This is a genomic window from Halomonas sp. LES1 (genome assembly GCF_031846005.1).
GTDB lineage: Bacteria > Pseudomonadota > Gammaproteobacteria > Pseudomonadales > Halomonadaceae > Halomonas.
The window spans coordinates 139348-159434 of sequence record NZ_JAVRGC010000004.1 but is presented as its reverse complement, the minus strand read 5'-3'; the positions used below and the strand labels follow the sequence as shown (position 1 = coordinate 159434).

The following is a 20087-nucleotide window of genomic DNA, read 5'->3' as shown; positions in this document are numbered from 1 at the left end:
TTAGTCGGGATAGAAGGCGCGCGCCGCGGCCTCCGGGTCCGGCATGCCGCAGATCGCCGAGATCACCGCCAGGCCCTGGGCGCCGGTCTGGCGTACCGCGGCGGCATGTTCCGCCTTGAGTCCGCCGATCGCCACGCTGGGCAGGGGACTGGCCGCCACCAGGCTGGCCAACCCTTCGAACCCCAGGGGGGCGGCATGGTCGTGCTTGCTCGGGGTGGCGAAGACCGGGCCAAGCCCCAGGTAGTCGAGACGCTCGACATCGAGGCGGGCCATCTGCTCCAGGGTCTGCACCGAGAGCCCCAGGATCGCCTGTTCCCCCAGTGCCGCTCGGGCCGCGGCCACCTCGCCGTCGTCCTGACCGATATGCAGGCCGTCGGCGCCGCTCTCCACCGCCACCGTCAGGCGGTCATTGATGATCAGCGGCACGCCGCTGCCGGCAAGGGCCGCCTTCAGTCGCCGGGCCTGGTCGATCAGCTCGCCGTCATCGGCATGCTTGTCGCGCAGCTGTATCACCGTGGCGCCACCGCGCACCGCGGCCACGACGGTCTTCTCCAGGCCATGGTCGGCGCACAGGCTCGGGTCGGTAACGAGGTACAGGGAAAGATCAAGGCGCATCGGACACCTCCAGGGTGGGCAGGGTGACAAGCTGGTCGTGGTCGAGGGCGTAGAGGGCATCGAGGAAGGCCACCGAAAAGCTGCCGGGGCCGCTGGCCACCTCACCGGCGCGGCGCCCCGCCTCGCCGTAGCAGGCGAGTGCCGCCACGCTGGCGGCGAAGGGATCCTCGGCCCCTGCCAGGAAGGCGGCCACCACCCCGGTGAGGGCGCAGCCCAGGGTGGTGACCCGGGGCATCAGGGGATGACCACCCGGCACCCGGGCCAGGTGCCGGCCATCGGTGACCAGGTCGACCTCACCGGTGACCGCTACCACCGCCGCGGTGCGCCGCGCCAGGGTGATCGCGGCCTGTTCGGCGGCCTCGATGGGGTCGCTGCTGTCGACCCCGCGACCGCCACTGCCCTGACGCTCCAGGGCGAGGATCTCCGAGGCGTTGCCGCGGATCACCGTCGGTCGATGTTCCAGCAGGCGCTGGCCTGCCTCGCGGCGATAAGCGGTGGCACCCACTGCCACCGGGTCGAATACCCAGGGCTTGCCCGCCAGCTGCGCGGCCTCGGCGGCCTCCTCCATGGCGGCCAGCCAGTGGGGAGAAAGGGTGCCGATGTTGATCGTCAGCGCATCGGCCAGCGCCGCAAACTCGGCGGCCTCCTCGCGGGCATGCACCATGGCCGGCGAGGCGCCCAGTGCCAGCAGCACATTGGCCATGGGATTCATGGCCACCAGATTGGTGATGTTGTGAATCAGCGGCGCCCGCTCGCGCAGGCGTACCAGGTGGGCGGCGGGGTCGATCGGTCCGCGGATGGCGGTAGTCATCATTCCTCCCGGGCGCGGGAGGTGCAGTCGCCGGGGTGGGCTGCACGACTCCCTACGCCGGCATGATCCGGGTCAGGTTCCAAGGGTGCGTCTCAACCGCGGTGGATGCCGCGGCGCCCCTGTCGTGGGCATCACTATCCCTGCCCCGGATAAGCCTGTAAAGCCCGTGCATCGATCTTAAAACAGGGAGTGATTGATCATCAGGTGCGTCGCCACGCTGGCCGCATAGCCCAGGGCGATGGCGGGCGCCCAGCGTAGATGGCCGGCAAAGGTGTAGATCCCGCGAGCCTGTCCCATCAGCGCCACGCCGGCGGCGGAGCCCATGGAGAGCAGGCTGCCACCGACACCGGCGGTCAGGGTGATCAGTAGCCAATGGCCCTCGGACATGTCGGGTGCCATGGAGAGCACGGCGAACATCACCGGAATGTTGTCGACGACCGCCGAGACGATGCCCAGCACGATGTTGGCCCACAGTGGGTTCCAGCCACCGTAGAGCGTCTCCGAGAGAAGTGCCAGGTAGCCCATGAAGCCCAGTCCGCCCACGCACATCACCACGCCATAGAAGAACAGCAGGGTGTCCCACTCGGCGCGGGCGATACGGCTGAAGATATCGAAGGGCACCACGCTGCCGAGCTGCTCCAGCTTCTTCCAGTCACCGCGCTGGGCATAACGGGTGCGCTTCCTGTCCAGTGAACGTGGCAGGCTGCGGCGCAGGAAGTAACCGAAGAACTGCAGCAGGCCCAGGCCGAACATCATGCCCATGGCCGGCGGCAGGCTGAGCACCGAGTGGCACAGCACCGAGATGGCCACGGTGAGCAGGAACAGCAGGATGATGCGCCGCGCACCACGCTTGAGCCACACCTCCTCGGTGAGGGTCGGAGGCTTGCGGTTGCGAATGAAGAAGTTCATTACCAGCGCCGGTACCAGGAAGTTGACCAGCGAAGGTGCCAGCAGCTGGAAGAAGGCGCCGAAGGGTAGCTGGCCGGCCTGCCACACCATCAGCGTGGTGATGTCGCCGAACGGGCTGAAGGCGCCCCCGGCGTTCGATGCCACCACCACATTGATGCAGCAGAGCCGGATGAAGCGGTCGTCGCCCTCGGCCACCTTGAGCACCACGGCGCACATCAACATGGCGGTGGTCATGTTGTTGGCGATGGCCGAGATCCAGAAGGCGAGGCAGCCGGTGATCCAGAACAGGCTGCGGTAGCTGAACCCCTTGCGTACCAGCCAGGCGCGCAGCGCATCGAATACCCGGCGCTCCTCCAGGGCGTTGATATAGGTCATCGCAACCAGCAGGAAGAGCAGCAGTTCGGTGTATTCGAGCAGCGTTTCGCGAAAGGCCGTCTCGGCCTGTTGGGGCAGTCCGGCACTGGTGTAGGCCCAGGCCACCAGCGCCCAGATCAGGCCGGCGGCGACCAGCACCGGCTTCGACTTGCGCATGTGCAGCAGCTCTTCGGACATGACCAGGGCGTAGGCGAGCACGAAGAGTGCCACCGAGATCACGCCGACCCCTGAGCCAGTGAGATCGAGGGGGCCGGCGCTGGCCATGGCAAGAGAGGGTATGGCCAGGCAGCAAAAACCAAGAAACAGAAACGCGCCGAGGCGGTAAGGCGCTTGGCGGAGGGCGTTCAGGGGAGATGTCATGGTGGCAGTGAAGCGTCGAGGAAGAGGGGGCAGCATGATAGCTGTTCTAGCCTTAAGGCTGCCTTAAGGGAGTCCTGTGAATGTAAATAAATGAATGCCGGTGGTACCCATTTACCCCGCACAGGAGTAATCCCATGAACCAGTTACACGCTTCCTTCATGCCTCTCAGTCGGCTCGAGGCAGCCCCGCGGCTGGCTACCCCTGCCCGGGATGGGTTCAGCGTATTGAATCCTGCCCTCGAGATGCTCACGGACTTCTTGCGGGTGGCTCCCCGCACGATTCGGGCCGATGCCGATGTCAATGAGGCCCACTTGATGATGCGCCATGGTGGATTTCGCCTGCTATTGGTCACCGATGATCAGCAGTGTTGCATCGGCGTGCTGGCAGCCCGTGAGGTCATTGGTGGTCGTCGCATCACGCTTGCCCAGCAACAGCATGGTCTCTCGAGCGATGAGGTGACCGTGGGCATGATCATGACACCCTGGCAGAAGCTCTCGGCCATGCCGCTGGAGCAGCTTGCCACTTTAACCATTGGCGACCTGCTGCTATCACTGGAATCGATGACCGACCAGCACCTGCTGGTGACCGAGCGCGATCAGCAGGGAAGCCTGCGAATTCGTGGCCTGGTCTCGGCGGCTGATATTCGACGGGCCGTCGGGCGGACGGAGAGCGCAACGCCAGAGGTGGCAACGGCGAATAGCTTTGCAGATACCTACAGGATGATGATGGGACATGATCTGTGAGGCAGTGGATGACCTTGGCACAGGCCATGTCGCGATAGGTATTGGCGGTGTTTCAGCGAAGCTATCGCGAGGATGCTCAGGACGCTGTCGAGTTCTTGACGACGAAGGCGCCTTCTCTGTCGACGGCGGAATCGCAATCACAAGCATGAAGGCTGTGAGCCTTCGAAAGGAGGGGGCCATGATCAAGGCACTGTTCTGGTGTTTCCTGGTGCTGCTTTTTCAGCTAGGGCTGCTGCACTATGTCGACAGGCGCGTATTGGGGATGACGTTCGGTGGGGACGAGGCTGGGGGCGAGAAGACAGTGTCGACCGATGGGGAGCCGCAAGCGTCGTTGGCTGACGAGTAGGGGGAGGTTGCGGAGGGACGCGAAGCTCAGGCGTCCCGGGGCAGCATCGCCACGACACGCAGCCCACCCCCGGGGGCGGGTCCGAGATCGAGCGTGCCGCCGTGGCGGGCCAGCAGGCGCTCGACGATGGATAGCCCCAGGCCGGCACCGGCTCCGGGGCCGACGCGATGGAAACGCTCGGTGACGCGCTCGCGCTCCGCGGCGGGGATTCCCGGGCCCTGGTCATCCACCTGCAGCATCAGATGGTCCGTATCGTCCTCCAGGGCCACCGTCACCCGGCCGCCGTCCGGGCTATAGCGCAGGGCGTTGCCGACCAGATTCTGCACCAGGATACCGATGGCGCCCGGCTCGGCGGCCAGTTGCCAGTCATCCGCCTCGTCGGCGACAAGGTCCAGGGTCTGGTTTCGCTCGATGGCCAGCGGTGAGAGCTCGGCCAGCGCCTCGCGTACCTCGATCAGCAAGTTGCTCGCCACACGTGGCGCCGCCTCCTGCTCCACCTCTTCGGGCTCCAGGCGTGCCAGGGTCAGCAGCTGGGAGACCAGCCGAGTGGCTCGGGACACGCCGCCGCGTAGCTCCTGCAGCGCCTCGTGGCGGTCGGCGGGGTCCTCGGCGGCCAGGGCGTTCTGGGCGTGCAGGTCGAGTACCGCCAGGGGGGTGCGCAGCTCGTGGGCGGCATCGGCGATAAAACGCTTCTCGCGTACCCGTAGATGCCGGATGCGTTCCAGCAGGCGGTTCAGGGCACCGACGATGGTGTCCAGTTCCCGGGGCAGGGGCTGCATCACCAGCGGCTGCAGGTTGTGGGGATCGCGTTGGCGGATCGCCGCGGCCAGCCGCGATAGCGGCCGCAGCCCACGGCCGGTGGCCCACCACAGCAGCAGAGCCAGCAGGGGCAGGCCGATCAGGTCCGGCAGCAGGGTGCGCAGGGCCACGGCGCGAATCAGCTCACCGCGCACGTCATCACGCTCGGCGACCATCACCCGCCGCGACGACTCGGGCAGGTCGAGGATATAGACCCGCCAGTCATGGTCCGCCCGCTGGCTGCTGGCATAGCCGGGGGGCGCATCGGTGAAAGGCTCGGGCGGAGCGCTGGCCGATCGCAGTACCAGTCGATCATCTTCCCACACTTGAAAGGCCAGCCTGCTCTCGTAACGATGGCCGGCCAAGCGCTTGTCCGACTGCTCGGCTCGCAGCAGGGCACTCTCGAGGCTGGCCAGCAGTGCCTGTCGCTGCCCCTCCGGCAGTGGTGCCTGGATAAGCCCTTCCAGCAGGCGGGCGCTCTGGGCCAGGCTGGCATCATAGAGTTCCTCGATCTCGTGGGCGGCGTAGCGGTAGCTGACCAGGCCGATGGCCAGCATGCTGACGCCGAATACCAGCAGTACCAGTCCCAGGGTACGGCGACGAATGGAGCTCACGCTCCGGCCTCCTGAGGCGCACGGTCCAGCACATAGCCGATGCCGCGTACCGTGCGGATCAGGCCAGGGAACAGCTTGCGACGCAGATGATGGACATGCACCTCGATGGCATTGCTCTCCACGTCCTCCTCCCAGCCGTAGACCAGGCGGGTCAGGGTATCGCGGGTAAAGACCCGCCCCGGATGGCTCATGAACTCCTGAAGCAGGGTGAACTCACGGCGTGACAGGGTGATCTCCTGGCCCTGGTAGCTCACCTGGCGTCTGGTGGAGTCGAGCTGGATGCCGCGGCACTCCAGCAGCGGTGTGGCCTGGCCCTGGCTGCGGCGCAGCAGGGCGCGCAGCCGCGCCTTGAGTTCGGCGACCTCGAAGGGCTTGACCAGGTAGTCGTCGGCGCCGGCATCGAGGCCTTCGATACGGTCATCCACGGCATCCCGGGCGGTGAGCACCAGCACCGGCACCCGATTGCCGCTCCGCCGCACGGCCTCCAGCACCCGCATGCCGTCGAGCCCCGGCAGGCCAAGATCGAGAATCACGGCATCGAAGGGCTCGTCGCCCTGCAGGGCGGCGAGGGCCATGGCCCCGTCGCCAAGATGGTCCACGGTGTAGTGTTCCGGCTTGAGGGCCAGGCGGATGCCCGCGGCCAGGCTTGGATCATCCTCCACCAGCAGGATGCGCATCGGTTGTTCTCTCCTTGGGGGCTGGCTTGTCAAACTGGAGATCAGGGTGCCAGGGCGGCGGCGCCCAGAAAGCGCTCCTGCCAGTAATCGATCTCCACCGGCGAGGTCTCCACTCGGCGGCCACGACCGGGGGCATGGATCATTTGCCCATTGCCGCGATAGATGCCGACATGGCTGGCCTTGCCGCCTCCGCTGGTGTCGAAGAACAGCAGGTCGCCCGGGCGGGCGCGGTCCACCTTCGGCAGTTGGCGAAACTGGGCGTCGGCGGTGCGTGGGACGGCAATGCCCGCGGCCTGGTAGGCCAGCTGCACCAGGCCCGAACAGTCGACCCCTGAGGGGGTGTTGCCGCCGAAGCGATAGGGTGTGCCCAGGGTGCGCTCGGCCGCGGCGAGTATCAGCACGCGATCGATGGAGAGCCCTTCGTGAGGCGGCGGGTCCTCCACCGCCAGCTGCTTGCCGGCACAGCCGGTAAGCAGCATCAGGGGCAACAGCAGAGCGATCAGTCGTATCGATACCGGAGGTAGATAAACGGAGAGGAAAGGGGGCATTCGAGCTCCACGCGGGCGGCAAGTTCGCCCCTAGCCTAGTCCGGCGAACGCACTAACGGAAGGCGATGCGCGTGCCATAGGCAAGCATTTCATCGGGGGTCACGGCATGGCCGGGCACCCCGATCATCTCGTCGCCGCACTGATCGGACCAGGTCAATACCCCGTGGCTCAGCCCCAGATTGCCAAGCAGATCGCGAATCTCTCCGGTACCCAGGAAGGTGCGAGTGTTGCCCTTTGCGTCGGCGAGCTCACAGACGCCTGTGCCGTGATGGAAGCGCACCGTATAGATGCCATCCATGGACTCTATCTCGACGACAGGCGTGAAGCCGTGGTTCAGGGCGTTGGCCAGCTGTTTCAGGGTGATACGGTCGTGAAGGTCGTAGGCATGGGCGTTCATGGGGAGGCCTCTAAGGTTGATTCAGCCGAATGGCAAGCGGAAAGCATCATCCCTGTATAGGAAGTGTAGAGCTATTGTGGCGCCACTCAAGCCGAAGTTGGCCTTTTTCTGGCAATTTTCGGAGTGAGAAGGCGTAAAGGTGATGCATTGTATAGCTTTTACATATAGTGCTTATGTATAGCTGCTGTGTGTTGTTCTTATGCAGATTGACCTGGCTGGAAAACCGCCGTCTTCGCCCCCATATCTATGCTTACATTCGCGCAAAACAGGAGTGATCCATGAGCTTCCAGGGTGAACAGCATCCCGGGGTACAGGCCCCCACGGCCGAGACCGAGGGATTCCGCCTCAATCACACCATGCTGCGGGTCAAGGACCCCGAGAAGGCCCTGGCCTTCTACTCGCGGGTGTTCGGCATGTCGGTGGTGCGCCGCCTCGATTTCGAGGAGATGCAGTTCTCGCTCTACTTCCTGGCCCGCATGGAGGAGGGTGACGCCGTGCCGGCAGAGGCCGGCCAACGTACCGTCTGGACCTTCAGCCAGAAGGGGCTGCTGGAGCTGACCCACAACTGGGGCACCGAGGAGCAGCAGGACTTCGCCTATCATGACGGCAATGCCGAGCCCCAGGGCTTCGGACATATCTGCTTCAGCGTGCCGGATCTCGAGGCGGCCGAGGCGTGGTTCGACGCCAACGATGTCGAGTTCATCAAGCGCTCCGACCAGGGCAAGATGAAGAACGTGGTGTTCGTGAAGGACGCCGATGGCTACTGAATCGAGGTGGTTCAGGCCGACCGCCTTGCCGCGATGGGTGACTGAGACCGCATCGGCGGAGAGGCATTTCGTGGAAGGGGGCGTCTTTGCCCTCCACGCTGGAGGGCGATAAGGTGAGCTCACGTCCATTCATGGCATGATCTGCCAAGGAGACCCGATGAACTTGCCACGTCGACCTATCACCCTGGCCCTGGCTGGCGCCCTGCTGGCCGCTCCGCTGGCCATGACCGCCCAGGCCGAGGAGCCTGCCACGGTACGCTTCTCCGTGCCGCCCTGGCCCGGCGTGACGGTCAAGACCGAGCTCGCCTCACAGCTGCTGAATGCACTGGGGTATGAGAGTCGGTCACAGGAGGTGGGGTCCACCATCACCTATCAGGCACTTGGCCAGGGTGAGCTCGACGCCTACCTGGCCGCCTGGCTGCCGGCCCAGCAGGGCATGTACGACACCGCCATGCAGAGCGACAATCCGCTGGTCGATCTGGGCACCAACGTCGACGGTGCACGACTGGGCTTCGTGGTACCCACCTACATCCATGACGAAGGCTACACCTCGGCCGAGGATCTCTGCAGTGAAGAGCTGCGGGACAAGGCCGGCGGCACGCTCTACTCCATCGAGGTGGGCTCGGGGACCAGCAATCTGCTGGCCGAGATGCAGGACAACGGCACCTACTGCCTCGACGAGTGGGAACTGTCGGAAACGTCGACACCCGGCATGCTCAGCCAGGCGCGGGCGGCCATGGCCAAGGATGAGTGGATCGTCTTCTACGCCTGGACGCCCCACTGGATGACCATCGAATACGACATCCGCTTCCTCGATGACCCAGAGGATGCCTGGGGGCCGGATGGTGGCCGCAGCGACGTTATCTCGCTGGTTACCAGCCGCTTCGCCGAAACGAACCCCAATGCTACCCGGTTGCTCGACCAGCTGGTGTTCAGCGCCGACGACCAGAGTGCGATGATCTACGGCTTCAGCTTCGAGGAGCGCCCGCCCGAGGAGGTCGCACTGGAGTGGCTGCGCGACAACCCCGAGCGGGTCAAGGCCTTCCTGGAGGGCGTGACCACCCGTGACGGTGGCAAGGAAGCCTGGCCGGTGATTCAGGAAACGCTGGAGATTCCCGACGCCTGAACCGCCCGATGAGGCGCTGCCCTCGTTGCCGCATCAAGGCCGCCTACGGGCGGCCTTGATGTCTTTGGAAGCATGGTGAACCAGCATCACGCCGTTCGGTGGCGGTGCCGGCATGATGGTGGGACTGCAATTCGCCAGGAGCGCCTGACCTCGTGGACTTACATACCTAGAGTGCCCAGCGACGCAGCAGATTGTGGTAGACCCCGGTCAGCTGAATGCTGGTCGCATGGTCGGCCCCGAGCTGTTGATGGGTCTGCTGGATGGCCGTGTCCAGGTCGAACAGCAGGCTGCGCTGGCCCTCGTCGCGGACCATGCTCTGAATCCAGAAGAAGGCGCCGAGGCGCGCGCCACGGGTCACCGGGGTGACCCGATGCAGGCTGGAGGCGGGATAGAGGATCAGATCCCCCGCCGGCAGCTTGACGCTGTGCGCACCATAGGTGTCCTCGACGACCAGCTCGCCGCCGTCGTAGCTCTCCGGCTCGCTGAAGAACAGCGTGGCCGACAGATCGGTGCGCAGGTACTCGCCGCGCCGGCGATCCATGCGCATGGCGTTGTCCACATGCAGTCCGAACGACTGCCCGCCCTGATAGCAGTTGAACAGCGGCGGAAATATCCTGGCCGGCAGGGCGCCGGCGACAAACAGCGGATGGCGCTCCAGCGCCGCCAGTACCACCCTGCTCAGCCGCTGGGCCACTTCGGCCTCCTCCGGCAGCTGCAGGTTGTGCTTGGCCAGTGCCGACTGGAAGCCGGCGGTGGACTTGCCGTCCTGCCAGGGCGCCTGGAGGAGCAGCTCGCGGCACTCGGCGACCTGCGTCTTATCGAGCACCTCGGGAATATGCAGCATCATGGGTCACGACCCTCTTGAATGAAGCGTGCCCGACCTCTGAGCGGGGTCGGGCGAGGAAAGACAGCTGTCGTCACTGCCGGTCGATCAGAAGCGCTGGGTCAGAAGCGATAGTCGAGGGTCAGGATGCCCGCGCGACCGTCGCCGATCTCCACTGCCGAGCTGCGCGATGCGGTGCCGGGGCGCGGACGCACGCGCTCGACATACTCCTCGTCGAACAGGTTGTTGACGTTGAACTGGGCGCTGAGGTTGTCGGTCACCCGATAGGCCAGCATGGCGTTGTGCAACCAGTAGCTGTCCACGGTGCCGGCCACGTCGGAGGCGACCTGTCGCTCGCCCACGTAGCGGGCGCCATAGCCCAGCTGGAGGTTCGGGGCGATATCGTAGGTCGTCCACAGGTTGAAGCTGTGATCCGGCGTGTTGCCCAGGGAGTGACCGACAGGATCACGGCCGTTGGTCTGAGGCTCGGCGATCGACTTGCGTGTCTCGCTGTCGAGATAGGTGTAGTTGGCATAGACGCCCCAGGCATCGGTGAGCTGGCCGGTGATCCCCAGCTCGACCCCCTGTACCCGCTGCTCGCCGGCCAGCCGGAGGTCGTCGTTGGCATCCTGTTCGCGAACGTTGTCCTTGTCGACCCGGAACAGCGCACCCTCCAGGCCCAGCCGACCCTCCATGAACTCCCACTTGGTGCCCAGTTCCCAGGTCGAGCTCTCCTCGGGCGACAGGTTCTCGCCACCATTGCCCCGGGGCAGGCCGCCCGAGGTGGCCAGGTTTTCCGCGGAGGGAGCAAAGGAGGTGCCGTAGGCCAGGTAGACGCGGCCGTTGTCTGCTGGCTTGTAGACCACCCCGGCGCGCCCGCTGAGCTCCTTGTCGCGGGTGGATTGACGCTCGTTGCTCTCCTTGTCGATCGCCTCGCCGTCGATCCAGTCGTGGCGCAGGCCCAGGCTCAGATCCCACTGCGGGTCCAGGGTGATGGTATCGAATACATAGAGCGCCTGATTGTTCAGTGTGGCCTCGTTGGCGCCACGCGGCGTATAGGTGGTGTCGCCATCCCAGCGGCCCGGCGGGTTGGAGAGGTCATAGCCACCGTCGGGGTAGGGGTGCGCATCGCTACCCAACCCCAGATTGGAGGCCGTGCGGTCGTAGGTCTCGCGGGACACCTCGGCGCCCACCAGCAGCTCATGCTCGAAGCCCGCGGTGTCGAAGCGGGTGGTCAGGTGGGTCTGGTTGATCCACATCTCCGTGGTCACGTCCCGTCGGTAGGCCTGGGGGCCTGCCGGCTTGTAACGTCCCGGCGCCAGGCCGTCGCGATCGACGTGCGCCGCCGAAATGGTGGTATCGCGGTCGAGGTGGGTGTAGCGCGTCTTGTTCTCCAGCCAGGTCCTGTCGCTGAAGTCGTGCTCCAGGGTGAGCGTGGCGATATTGCTCTCGATCCTCTCCTCATCGAGGTTGCGCCAGCCGTAGTAGGCCTCGTGGTCGACGCCGGACAGCACCCTGCCGTTCTCCGCCGGCAGGCCGTAGTCCGGCAGGTTGTCATCCTTCTGGTAGACATAGCTCAGGGTCGCACGGGTGGCATCGCTCAGCCCCAGGGTCAGCGAGGGGGCGATGCCAAGGCGCTCGCGACCGATATCATCGCGGCCCGGCACGTCATTTTCATGGGCCATCAGGTTCAGGCGCAGGGCACTGTCTTGCCCCACGCCATCCAGCGTCTGGTTGGCATCGAGGGTCAGGCGGCGGTAGTCGTCGCTGCCCAGTCCCAGGCCGGCATCCACGAAGCTGCGGTTCTTGGGGGTCTTGCTGATCATATTGACCACCCCGCCGGCGGTGCCCGCGCCGCCGAATACCGAACTCGGGCCCTTGATCACCTCGACGCGCTCGGTGTTGAACATGTCGCTGCGGTTGTTCTGGCTGCTGTCGCGCAGGCCATCCACCTTCATGTTGGCGTTGGCGCTGAAGCCACGGATGTTGATCTTGTCACCCGAGCCGCCGCCGCCCTCGCCGGCATCGAAGGTGATGCCCGACACGTTGGAGAGCACCTGGCGCAGGCTCAGCGCCTGCTGCTCCTCGATCACCTGCTCGGGCACCACGCTGACCGTCTGGGGGGTATCCAGCAGCGGCTTGACGTACTTGCCGGATGCCGAACGCTCGCTCTTGTAGCCGGTATCGCTGTACTCGCCGATCACCGTCAGCGAGTCGAGCTCTACCGCCTCACTGGACTGGGCCATGGCGGGGGCGGCGGCCGACGCCATGGCGAGACCCGCCGCCGAGGCCAGAAGACGGTAGGGGGTGCGTTGGACGGAGGTGATGCCAGGTTTCACTGCACAGTTCCTTGTCAGGGGAGGTGGTGGAAGAGAACTATTATCAGAAGGAGACACATTCTCATTTGCACCAACTGCACAGTCAATCACTTTTTTTCCATATTCCCGGTTGGGTAGTTGGATAGTTCGGTAGTGGCGCAGTTGGGCAGTTGGGCAGTTGCGCAGTTGGACAGCCGGGTGGCCACTCAGTAGCCGGTCATCTCCAGATAGCCCACTCCCAGCTGCTCGCCGCCATCATGATCGCGGGCGATCACCTCGCCCTCCCAGTAGGGCACGGTGGTCTCCATCCAGCGCTCGGCATGGGGCGCCTCTACGATCAGGTCGAGGTCGCGTTTGGGCACCTTCAAACGCCAGCGGGTTGGCATCTCGTGGCCCGCCACGCGGGTGGTGGCCAGCGGGGTCATCGCCAGCTCCTGCGAACCCAGCGGATGGGTGGTACCATCCGCCAGGATCCAGCTGCCGGAGCGGTAGTCACCGCCGTCGTCTCCGCCGCCACGCAACCGGAAGGCCATCAGGCGGTTGCCGCTGTCGAGATGCAGCGAGAACCAGTCCCATCCCGTCTGGTCGGGGCTCAGCAGCTGGCTGCTCCATTCGCGGTCGAGCCAGCCCCGACCGCTGACCTCGCGTGTCTCGCCGGCCAGGGTCACCTCGCCCTCGATACGCCAGAAGGGTTGGCTGTAGTAGTGGGAGCCCTGACCGTCGGCCGACTTCTGGCTGAAGCCGCTGTCGCCATGCCGCACCAGGGGCCCCTCCGCCGTCAGCTCGAGGCGATAGCCGAAGCGTTTGTCGCCTTTGCCGTCGAAGGCGGTGAGCCTCAGCCGCTCGAAGGTGTCGGCCTCGGGGTCACTGACATCGCTGGCCAGCGACCAGTCGTCGATCCAGGCCCGGAAGGGGTGGGCGGTCGCGCCGGCCTGGCTGGCCGCCTGTTGGGGAGGGGGCGCCGAGTGGCTGCGCGCGAAGCGCTCGCTGACGGCGTGCTGCCCACCCCGGGAGACGGCCATATGCGCCATCCAGAGCTGGTCGGCCACCCAGGGGGCCGGCTCGGAGGGCGTCTCCCCGGGTGGTGCTCCAGGTGGCAGCAGCGCCTGGCGGAACAGGGTCCACTGCAGCCCCAGCGGTTCGCCCTGCTCATCCTCCAGGTTGGCGGTGAGATACCACCACTCGATGCGGTAGCCGGGGTGCGAGCCATGATCCGCGGGAAAGTGCAGTGGCGTGTCGGGGCTGGCCTGCATGAAACCGCCATCGCTCTCGCCCAGTCCGGCGAAGCCGGCGCTCGAGCGCTCGGGTGAGGCGTCGTCGCACCCGGTCATGGCCAGAAGGGCCCCCAGCAGTGATCCCAGCAACAATACCGGCCGCCAAGACCGCCAGATAGCACGAACCGGCATGCGTATCGCTCCTCGAGGTAGATGCAAAGATGGTCCCTAGGATGATGCCCCCTAACAGTAGCGCCGTCGCCTGCCGGTGGGAACGGCATGACGGCTCGCTGTAAGCGAGGGGTGCCTCGTAGCCCGGAAGCGGCACAACGCCCGGCTAGTCAGCGGGCCTGGGCCGGGAGATGACCCGGTCATGATAGCGGTGGCAGCTTGCGCAGCTGTTGAAGTCGAGCCCCAGGTGATAGTCGTGTTCGGTGACGATGCCGGCATGGCATAGCGTGCATTGATCGGCGGGCAGCGCGCTGGCGAAGCCGTCACCGGCGCGAACATGCCCGTTATGGCAGTCCAGGCAGCCATCCGGTCGGGTGTGCCAGGGGGAGTCACCGCGGCCAACGACGGAGAGGTACTCTGGCGAGTGGGCTCGCTGCTCGCCGAGCACTTCCTCGTGGCAGCCCTGGCAGCCGATGCTCAGCGTGGCCTGACTGCTGTTGATGTCGAGATGGCAGTCGGCGCACTCGAGGCCGGCATGCCCCCGGGAGAGCGGTGCCGGGCTGGCCGCGTGCTGCCATTGACCCAGCATCAGCAGGGCGGCGCCGGCCAGCAGGGCCAGCAACAGGCCGATAAACAGAAGGCGTTGGCTGGAGATCATCGTCGGTATGCGCCCTCAATATTGATAGATGAACACCAGATGCAGCAGGGTCGCCGCCAGCAGGAGCAGCGTGGCGACCCGATGGCCGAGCCGCAGCAGGAGCCGCCGTCGGTGCAGCATCGCCAGGGCACCGCTCAGCACGACCAGCAGCACCAGTGCGACGAGTCCGGCATTCAGGCCGGCGCCGCTGGAAAGGCCGCCCAGGGCGTGCAGGGGCATCAGCAGCAGGGCACCGCCCCCCAGCAGGCCATGCCACCAGTAGCGGCGGGGGCCGCCGCGGATCACCAGCGTCAGCAGGATGGCGAGGAGCAGCAGATAGCCGCTGAGCTCCCGGACGATGGCATCGGTCATCAGGCGGTAGGCCGTGAAGGCATGCGCCGGGAGCACGCTGTCGGGAACCGACCAGACCGGCAGCGCCCCCAGCACGCCGGCGAGGAGTAGTGTCGCCACCGCCATCGACCAGCGCATCAGGCGGCTGCGCCACGGGCGTCGGCCGGCCAGGCTGGCGATCTCATCGAGGCAGTTGCCGCAGTAGTCGCCCGCCCGGGTGGCCCGGCGGATCATCGCCGTCTCGCCGCCGTGCTCGGCGATGGCCGCCCGAATGGCCGAGTGGCGAACACCGGCACAGCGACAGATCAGGGGGTCGGAGGGGCGGCGCGGTGGCAGCCAGGCCAGCCAGCGCAGTCCCACCATGTCCGTTTGGCAGAGTGCCCCACGGTCCGACCAGCGCTCGGTGAGTCGCCTGGCCTGAGGGGAGGGCAGCAGTGCCTCGAAGGCAACGAGGCGCTGCTGATGTAGCGTCGCGCGCAGTACGCGGCCTCCGCGTCGAGCCGTGAGCGTCTCCCCCTTGGTGGGTGTAGCGCTTGAGGTCGAGACCGATGGCGGGTGGGTCCCGGCCACGACCAGCCGGGTGTCGTTTCCCAGCCGGCACTCCCGATGCAGCCCTTCCGGGGGCGCCGGTGGCGGCTCGCCACCGACCGTGGCGAGGGCCAGATCGGCGAGGTGAAGGACCTGAGTGATATTGCCCCGCATCGATGGCCAGGGCGGCTGGGCACAGTCGCCCACGGCGAAGATCCTGGGGTCACTGGGGCTACGCATGTCGGCATTGACCAGGATGCCCGCGTCGGTGGCGAGCCCCGCCTCCCGGGCCAGTCGCGTATTGGGGGTGATGCCGCAGGCCAGCACGATGCGTCGTGTCATCAGGGTCCGGCCGTCTGCCAGCGCCACGCCGGTCACCCTGTGACGGCCCAGCAGGCGGTGCGGCGGCGCCTGCTCCAGCACCCGGGCACCGCGTTTCTCGAGATGCCGAACGACGCTGGCGCCGATGTCGGGGCTTAGGTAGCGTCCCAGTAGCCGGCGGCGGGCGACCAGGGTGACGCTGACACGCTCTGCCGCCAGGGCGGCGAGCTCGACGGCGAGCAGGCCGCCGCCCACGATCAGCAGAGGTTCCCGATGATCCAGGGCGTCGAGCAGGGTGTCGAGCTGGCGGCGGGTATAGAGGGTCTGCACTCCGGCGAGCCGGCTTCCGAGGAGCGTGGGCCAGCGGGGCGAGGCGCCCAGGGCGAGGAACAGGCGAGAGTAATCATGGGCCTGGCCGGTCTCGTCGATGACACGGTGGTTATTCCGGTCGATCCTTACCGCCCGGCGTCCGGAAAGCAGACGGAGCCCTGCTGTCGGCGGCAAGGGGCCGGGGTTCGTGGGCGTGTCCGGAGACACGCGAGCGGAGTGGGAGGGATCGAAGGATAGATGGGCAAGCAGTTGCGGACGCGCCTCGGTGGCCTGGGGGCTATCGGGGTCGGCGTCCAGCACCAGCACCTCCTCGTGCCGGGCCAGCCGGCGCGCCAGGTGCATGCCGGCAGGCCCGGCGCCGATGACTATCGGCGTTGCCACGCGTGAGCTCTCCGTTGTCGGCCTGGGCAAGGGCCGCCCCTTGCGGCGCTGCCGCTAGGGGCGATCCTTGAGGCCATCATGAATGGCAATGTCCTTGGCCCGCATGCGGTCGAGCAGCACATCGCGGGTCTCCTCGACCTTGCCGAGCGGCTGGGCACGCAGTGCCGCCACCTCCTCGGCGGTGTAGGGCGTGAACTCCTCGGGTTTGCTGGTGCCGGCGATGCCGTCGGTGATGATCCAGTTGATCAACTCGGCCAGCTGGTCGTCGGCGAAGCTCGAGTAGGCCGAGCCGGGCACCTGGACGAGAAACTCCCGCCCCCCTTCGACCGACAGGAAGTGGCCGACGAAGTCCTTCATGCGGGGGATGTCATTCTTGCGCTTGCCTTCGCCATCGCCCAGGTGGCAGCCGCCACATTCGAGCCGGTAGTAGACCTCGGGGCGGTAGGCCATCTGGTGTGGTGGGGCCGGTCGTATCTCGTTGCCCGGTGCCGGCTTGGTGTTGGGCATGGGCAGGCTTTGTGCGGCCAGCGAGCTGGCCGCGATCAAGCTGAATAGTCCCACCAGCGTTCTGGCTCCGTTGGAAATACGTAGCGTCATCATGGCAATCAGGTGGCTACCCCTTGAATGACCGTGATGGTGCAGACATAGGTGTTGCTCTCCGCACCGATGCACCAGTTGATGTCGTTGTTGTTGAACGGCCGGTAGATCGGCTGCTCGCTGTCGTTACGGTTACAGGCACACTTGCCGCACGGCTGGTTTCCACAGCAGTCGTTGTAGGAAATGATGTAGTCGCGACCGTCCGCCGGGTTGCGGCAGGTGCCCACCCAGGCCACCCGGGAAATATCGGTGCCCGGGGGGCAGGAGGTCTTGCTGCCACCACAGCAGCTGCACAGGTAGCCGTCGATGGAGCAGTAGCGCCAGTAGTCGCACGAGGTGGGATCGCCCGGGTCGCCGGGTTCGCCCTTCTCGGCCGCATGGGCGTTGCCGGCGCTGCGGTCGATGGGCAGGATCAGCGGCAGGGCGCTACCGGCCACCATCCAGGAGCCCAGCTTGAACAGGGTGTTGCGGCGGGAGGTGGAGTGGGCCACACGGCGTGAGGTACGTTCGAAGAGGCGGTCGAGTAGGCTCATGTGAGCGGTCCTCCTGTTGTTGTGCTTGTTGTTGTGTGCGTTGTTGTGCCTGTTATTGAGTCGCCGCGGTCTGCTGGCGCATGTATTCCTGCAGCGTGCCGACGCCCATCGTCTGGGCCTCGAACAGGCTCTCCAGATGCTCGCGGTTGTTGACGAGTCCCTTGGCCTTGAGCACGCCCTCGGCATCGATCAGCACGGCATAGGGCAGCTTGCCGATCTGATAGGTCATGCCGATCTCCGGCCCGATGACATAGCGGGCATCCTCGAGGTGGTGCTGCTTGATCAGCTCCATCTGCTGTTCTTGATCACCGTCACTGACGTAGATCACCTCGAGCTCCTGGCGATAGGTCTTGCCCAGCGAGCGCAGCGTCGGCAGCAGCGACTTGCACACCGGACAGGTGGGCGACAGGAAGAACAGCAGCTGGCCGCGCTCGCCCTTGTAGCCGACGTTGACCGGCCTGCCGTGCCGGTCGGCGGAGGTCACTTGAGGGGCGGGGTTGTTCACCTCGACACCCTTGTCCAGGATCAGGGCGCCGGCGGGGGCGATGCGGGCGTGAAGCACGCCGATTTGTCGTACCAGTGCCACCACCACCAGGGCCAGGGCGATGAGGCCGATCCAGAGCAGGATGTGCGAGATCATGTTGGCATCCATAGCGTTATTTTCCTTGTAGTGCATTGAGACGTGGCCGATTGGCCAGGAGACCCTCAACCGAGGTGTAGATCATCAATCCCATCAGGCTGCAGGCCAGGATCAGGAACAGATCGAAGCCGCCCAGGGGATGCGTGTGGGTGGGCAGGGCGGCCAGCAGTGCCATCAGCACCAGCAGGGCATTGCGCCACAGCAGGGCCGGGCTCAGCGGGCGCTCCATCCCCGGGCCACTGCAGCCACAGTCGATGTCGCTGCGCCCGCGCCACAGGTTGATGGCCATCGCACCGGCATAGCCGCCCAGCAGCAGCGCCGTGCCGAGGGCGCCGACCACGCGCAGGGCAGGGGTCAGCAGCAGGATGGCCAGGGCGATTTCCAGCGCCGGTACCGTGCGGGCAACGATCCTTAGGCTGCCTGGGGGCAGCAGCGCGTAGTCATCCAGCTGTCGCCGAAAGCGCTGGGGAGCCCGCAGCTTGTGCATCGCGGCGCTCAGCAGGATGACGGCCAGGATGGCCGAGAGCGCCAGGGTAAAAACGGGATAGAGTGTCATGCCGTCCCCCTTAGTGGCTCAGCATCAGGATGGGGGTGCCGGCGATCTCTTCCATGGTGGCCACATGGCTATTCTGGGAGAGGTCGTAGACCTCCATGTCACCCTCTACCGTGCCTCCGAGCAGCAGCGGCGACTCATCCTTGGTGACATGAATGCTCCAGACGTGGTTGGGAAACGTGATCTCGCCGACCTTCTCGCCACTCTCCAGGTCGTAGGCCCAGACAGTGTCGCTGGGGTCTTCCCACTTGCGTGGCTCATGATCAGAGTGTACCAGCGCATAGAGACGGTTCAGGTGAGGGGAGGCGGCCAGTAGTTGCCAGCCACCGACACCCCAGTTTTCCTGCTGGTGATCTTCACCGAACAGCGACCAGCGCTCGCCGGCCTGAAGCTCGCCATCGACGATATGCACCGGCTGGATCACGCCATCGGTGGTGGTGAAGTAGTAGGTGTCCCCGTTGAGAATGGCCCGTTCATTCATCAGCTCTTCGTCGGGGTCGAAGAACCGCGTCTTGCTACGACTGACCTCCTGCCCCTGGTCGTCGATCACCACCTTCTGCAGGGTGCCATCGCCGCAGATGGAGGCGAAGGCGCGATCGCCCACCGGGTAGTTGAGCATGCAGCCCGGAATCTCGATCTCATTGACCATCTCCTGGTTCTTCACATCGACGACGGTGATCGAGGTCGCCGGCGTGAAGTTGTAGGCGTAGACGAAGCGGTCGTCATCGCTGATGGTCAGCATGTACAGCTCGGTCAACATGTTGGCGAGCTTGGCGGGGAGTTCGACTTCCCACAGAGGGTTCAGCGTTTGTGCGTCCGTGGCGGTCAGGACATCGGTGCGCTCGCCGCGGGTGCCGCGAGCGTAGAAGATATCGGCCGTATATATCGTGCTTTTATCGTGAGACAGCACCATGGGAGCCATATAACCCGTCGATATGGTGCCGAGAAGTTTCTGCTCGTCGGGATCGACGACGCGAATGCGGGTGGAGAGCGCATGGGTGAAGTTGTTGTCGACGATATAGGTGCGGTGTTGATCCGGTTCGTCGAGGATCTCGATCGAATAGCTTTCTCTCGCCAGCTGGGCCCAGGCGGTCGATATGAGCAGGGAGCTTAGCGACACGGCCAGCCCCGTGCGATAGAGGGACTTCTTGAGCATCCTGTCTTCCTTTCTTGTTGAATTATTAAGCGAACGACTGCCGGTCAATATTTCTGCCGTATCGAGATGACGGTCGCCGGCATGACTCAATTGAAGGCATATGCTGTTCCGGCCTTTTTTTATATTAGTTTTATTGCCTTGCAGCCTCTGGTATAGCAAAGGGCATCACTCCGCACCGTTGCAGCAGGGAATGATATTGTTGCCATGGGGCAATAATGTGGAGAAGGGCAGCAGCAGTGACGTTGCGTCATCTACCACTGCCCCGAGTCGAGGGGTTGGACCTAGGTGGCATGGTGATTCCGTGATTTTCTACTAGCGCCGAGGGCAGGCCAGCACTCTCGCGGAGAGCAGCACCGCTCAGACTGTTCCGGAGACAGACCCTGTCGCCTTTCACATTACCCTGTTGGCAACTGCGCTAACCCGAAGGGCGGGCCCGCATCGGGGCGCC

Annotated in this window: 21 protein-coding genes and 1 riboswitch; of the genes, 4 read left to right on the top strand and 17 right to left on the bottom strand. The window is 65.5% G+C overall.

The window, feature by feature from the left end; translation table 11 throughout:
- The 3 genes from thiE to nhaD all read right to left on the bottom strand — a co-directional run bounded on the left by thiE (position 1) and on the right by nhaD (position 3070).
- The gene (thiE, locus tag RM463_RS11075; RefSeq protein ID WP_311430056.1) at positions 1–615 is read right to left on the bottom strand and encodes a thiamine phosphate synthase; all 615 of its coding nucleotides are present in this window, start codon (positions 613–615) and stop codon (positions 1–3) included.
- A complete protein-coding gene (gene thiM / locus RM463_RS11070) occupies positions 605–1426 on the bottom strand; it encodes a hydroxyethylthiazole kinase (protein WP_311430055.1) in 822 nt (273 codons plus the stop codon). The genes thiE and thiM overlap by 11 nt, the downstream gene beginning before the upstream one ends.
- 32 nt (positions 1427–1458) lie before the next feature.
- A riboswitch (TPP riboswitch) is annotated at positions 1459–1557 on the bottom strand.
- Positions 1558–1603: 46 nt separating this feature from the next.
- Positions 1604–3070 carry a sodium:proton antiporter NhaD gene (gene nhaD / locus RM463_RS11065; RefSeq protein ID WP_409228651.1) on the bottom strand — a complete coding sequence of 489 codons (1467 nt, stop codon included), beginning with the start codon at positions 3068–3070 and terminating at the stop codon, positions 1604–1606.
- A 134-nt stretch (positions 3071–3204) separates the two neighbouring features.
- On the opposite strand from nhaD, the gene RM463_RS11060 reads away from it, so the two are divergent.
- A complete protein-coding gene (locus RM463_RS11060; RefSeq protein WP_311430054.1) occupies positions 3205–3813 on the top strand; it encodes a CBS domain-containing protein in 609 nt (202 codons plus the stop codon).
- 178 nt (positions 3814–3991) lie between these two features.
- Positions 3992–4159, top strand: coding sequence for a hypothetical protein (locus RM463_RS11055; RefSeq protein ID WP_195689536.1), 168 nt, complete (start codon positions 3992–3994; stop codon positions 4157–4159).
- 26 nt (positions 4160–4185) lie between these two features.
- Here RM463_RS11055 and RM463_RS11050 read toward each other — a convergent pair whose 3' ends face one another.
- The 4 genes from RM463_RS11050 to RM463_RS11035 are packed head-to-tail and all read right to left on the bottom strand — an operon-like array spanning position 4186 to position 7193.
- Positions 4186–5571, bottom strand: a complete 1386-nt coding sequence (locus tag RM463_RS11050) for an ATP-binding protein (RefSeq protein WP_311430053.1) — start codon at positions 5569–5571, stop codon at positions 4186–4188.
- Complete coding sequence (locus RM463_RS11045) at positions 5568–6248, bottom strand: response regulator transcription factor (protein WP_311430052.1); 681 nt, start codon at positions 6246–6248, stop codon at positions 5568–5570. Before RM463_RS11045 ends, RM463_RS11050 begins: the two co-directional genes overlap by 4 nt.
- A 41-nt stretch (positions 6249–6289) precedes the next feature.
- Positions 6290–6796, bottom strand: a complete 507-nt coding sequence (locus RM463_RS11040) for a C40 family peptidase (RefSeq protein WP_311430051.1) — start codon at positions 6794–6796, stop codon at positions 6290–6292.
- A 52-nt stretch (positions 6797–6848) separates the two neighbouring features.
- Positions 6849–7193, bottom strand: coding sequence for a hypothetical protein (locus RM463_RS11035; RefSeq protein ID WP_195689532.1), 345 nt, complete (start codon positions 7191–7193; stop codon positions 6849–6851).
- A gap of 278 nt (positions 7194–7471) precedes the next feature.
- Between RM463_RS11035 and gloA the strand changes: the two genes are divergently transcribed.
- Complete coding sequence (gloA, locus tag RM463_RS11030; RefSeq protein ID WP_311430050.1) at positions 7472–7960, top strand: lactoylglutathione lyase; 489 nt, start codon at positions 7472–7474, stop codon at positions 7958–7960.
- Between the two features lie 157 nt (positions 7961–8117).
- On the top strand, positions 8118–9086 hold the full coding sequence (locus RM463_RS11025) for an ABC transporter substrate-binding protein (protein WP_311430049.1): 969 nt from the start codon (positions 8118–8120) through the stop codon (positions 9084–9086).
- A 166-nt stretch (positions 9087–9252) separates the two neighbouring features.
- Here RM463_RS11025 and RM463_RS11020 read toward each other — a convergent pair whose 3' ends face one another.
- The 10 genes from RM463_RS11020 to RM463_RS10975 all read right to left on the bottom strand — a co-directional run bounded on the left by RM463_RS11020 (position 9253) and on the right by RM463_RS10975 (position 19639).
- On the bottom strand, positions 9253–9933 hold the full coding sequence (locus RM463_RS11020; RefSeq protein WP_195689528.1) for a Fe2+-dependent dioxygenase: 681 nt from the start codon (positions 9931–9933) through the stop codon (positions 9253–9255).
- A 98-nt stretch (positions 9934–10031) separates the two neighbouring features.
- The gene (locus RM463_RS11015) at positions 10032–12248 is read right to left on the bottom strand and encodes a TonB-dependent siderophore receptor (protein ID WP_311430048.1); all 2217 of its coding nucleotides are present in this window, start codon (positions 12246–12248) and stop codon (positions 10032–10034) included.
- A gap of 185 nt (positions 12249–12433) precedes the next feature.
- Positions 12434–13633 (bottom strand): lipocalin-like domain-containing protein, encoded by a 1200-nt coding sequence (locus RM463_RS11010; RefSeq protein WP_311430047.1) that lies wholly within the window; start codon positions 13631–13633, stop codon positions 12434–12436.
- Positions 13634–13778: 145 nt separating this feature from the next.
- Positions 13779–14270, bottom strand: coding sequence for a cytochrome c3 family protein (locus tag RM463_RS11005; protein WP_311430046.1), 492 nt, complete (start codon positions 14268–14270; stop codon positions 13779–13781).
- Positions 14271–14285: 15 nt separating this feature from the next.
- Positions 14286–16160 carry an FAD-dependent oxidoreductase gene (locus tag RM463_RS11000; RefSeq protein WP_311430045.1) on the bottom strand — a complete coding sequence of 625 codons (1875 nt, stop codon included), beginning with the start codon at positions 16158–16160 and terminating at the stop codon, positions 14286–14288.
- A gap of 54 nt (positions 16161–16214) precedes the next feature.
- Positions 16215–16757, bottom strand: coding sequence for a cytochrome C (locus tag RM463_RS10995; protein WP_311430044.1), 543 nt, complete (start codon positions 16755–16757; stop codon positions 16215–16217).
- A gap of 8 nt (positions 16758–16765) precedes the next feature.
- On the bottom strand, positions 16766–17290 hold the full coding sequence (locus tag RM463_RS10990; protein WP_161422942.1) for a methylamine dehydrogenase light chain: 525 nt from the start codon (positions 17288–17290) through the stop codon (positions 16766–16768).
- Between the two features lie 52 nt (positions 17291–17342).
- Positions 17343–17930: a methylamine dehydrogenase accessory protein MauD gene (gene mauD / locus RM463_RS10985; protein WP_229333161.1), complete on the bottom strand. Its 588-nt coding sequence runs from the start codon at positions 17928–17930 to the stop codon at positions 17343–17345.
- A gap of 16 nt (positions 17931–17946) precedes the next feature.
- On the bottom strand, positions 17947–18486 hold the full coding sequence (locus RM463_RS10980; protein WP_311430043.1) for a MauE/DoxX family redox-associated membrane protein: 540 nt from the start codon (positions 18484–18486) through the stop codon (positions 17947–17949).
- Positions 18487–18496: 10 nt separating this feature from the next.
- Complete coding sequence (locus RM463_RS10975) at positions 18497–19639, bottom strand: amine dehydrogenase large subunit (RefSeq protein WP_311430042.1); 1143 nt, start codon at positions 19637–19639, stop codon at positions 18497–18499.
- Positions 19640–20087: the final 448 nt, after the last annotated feature.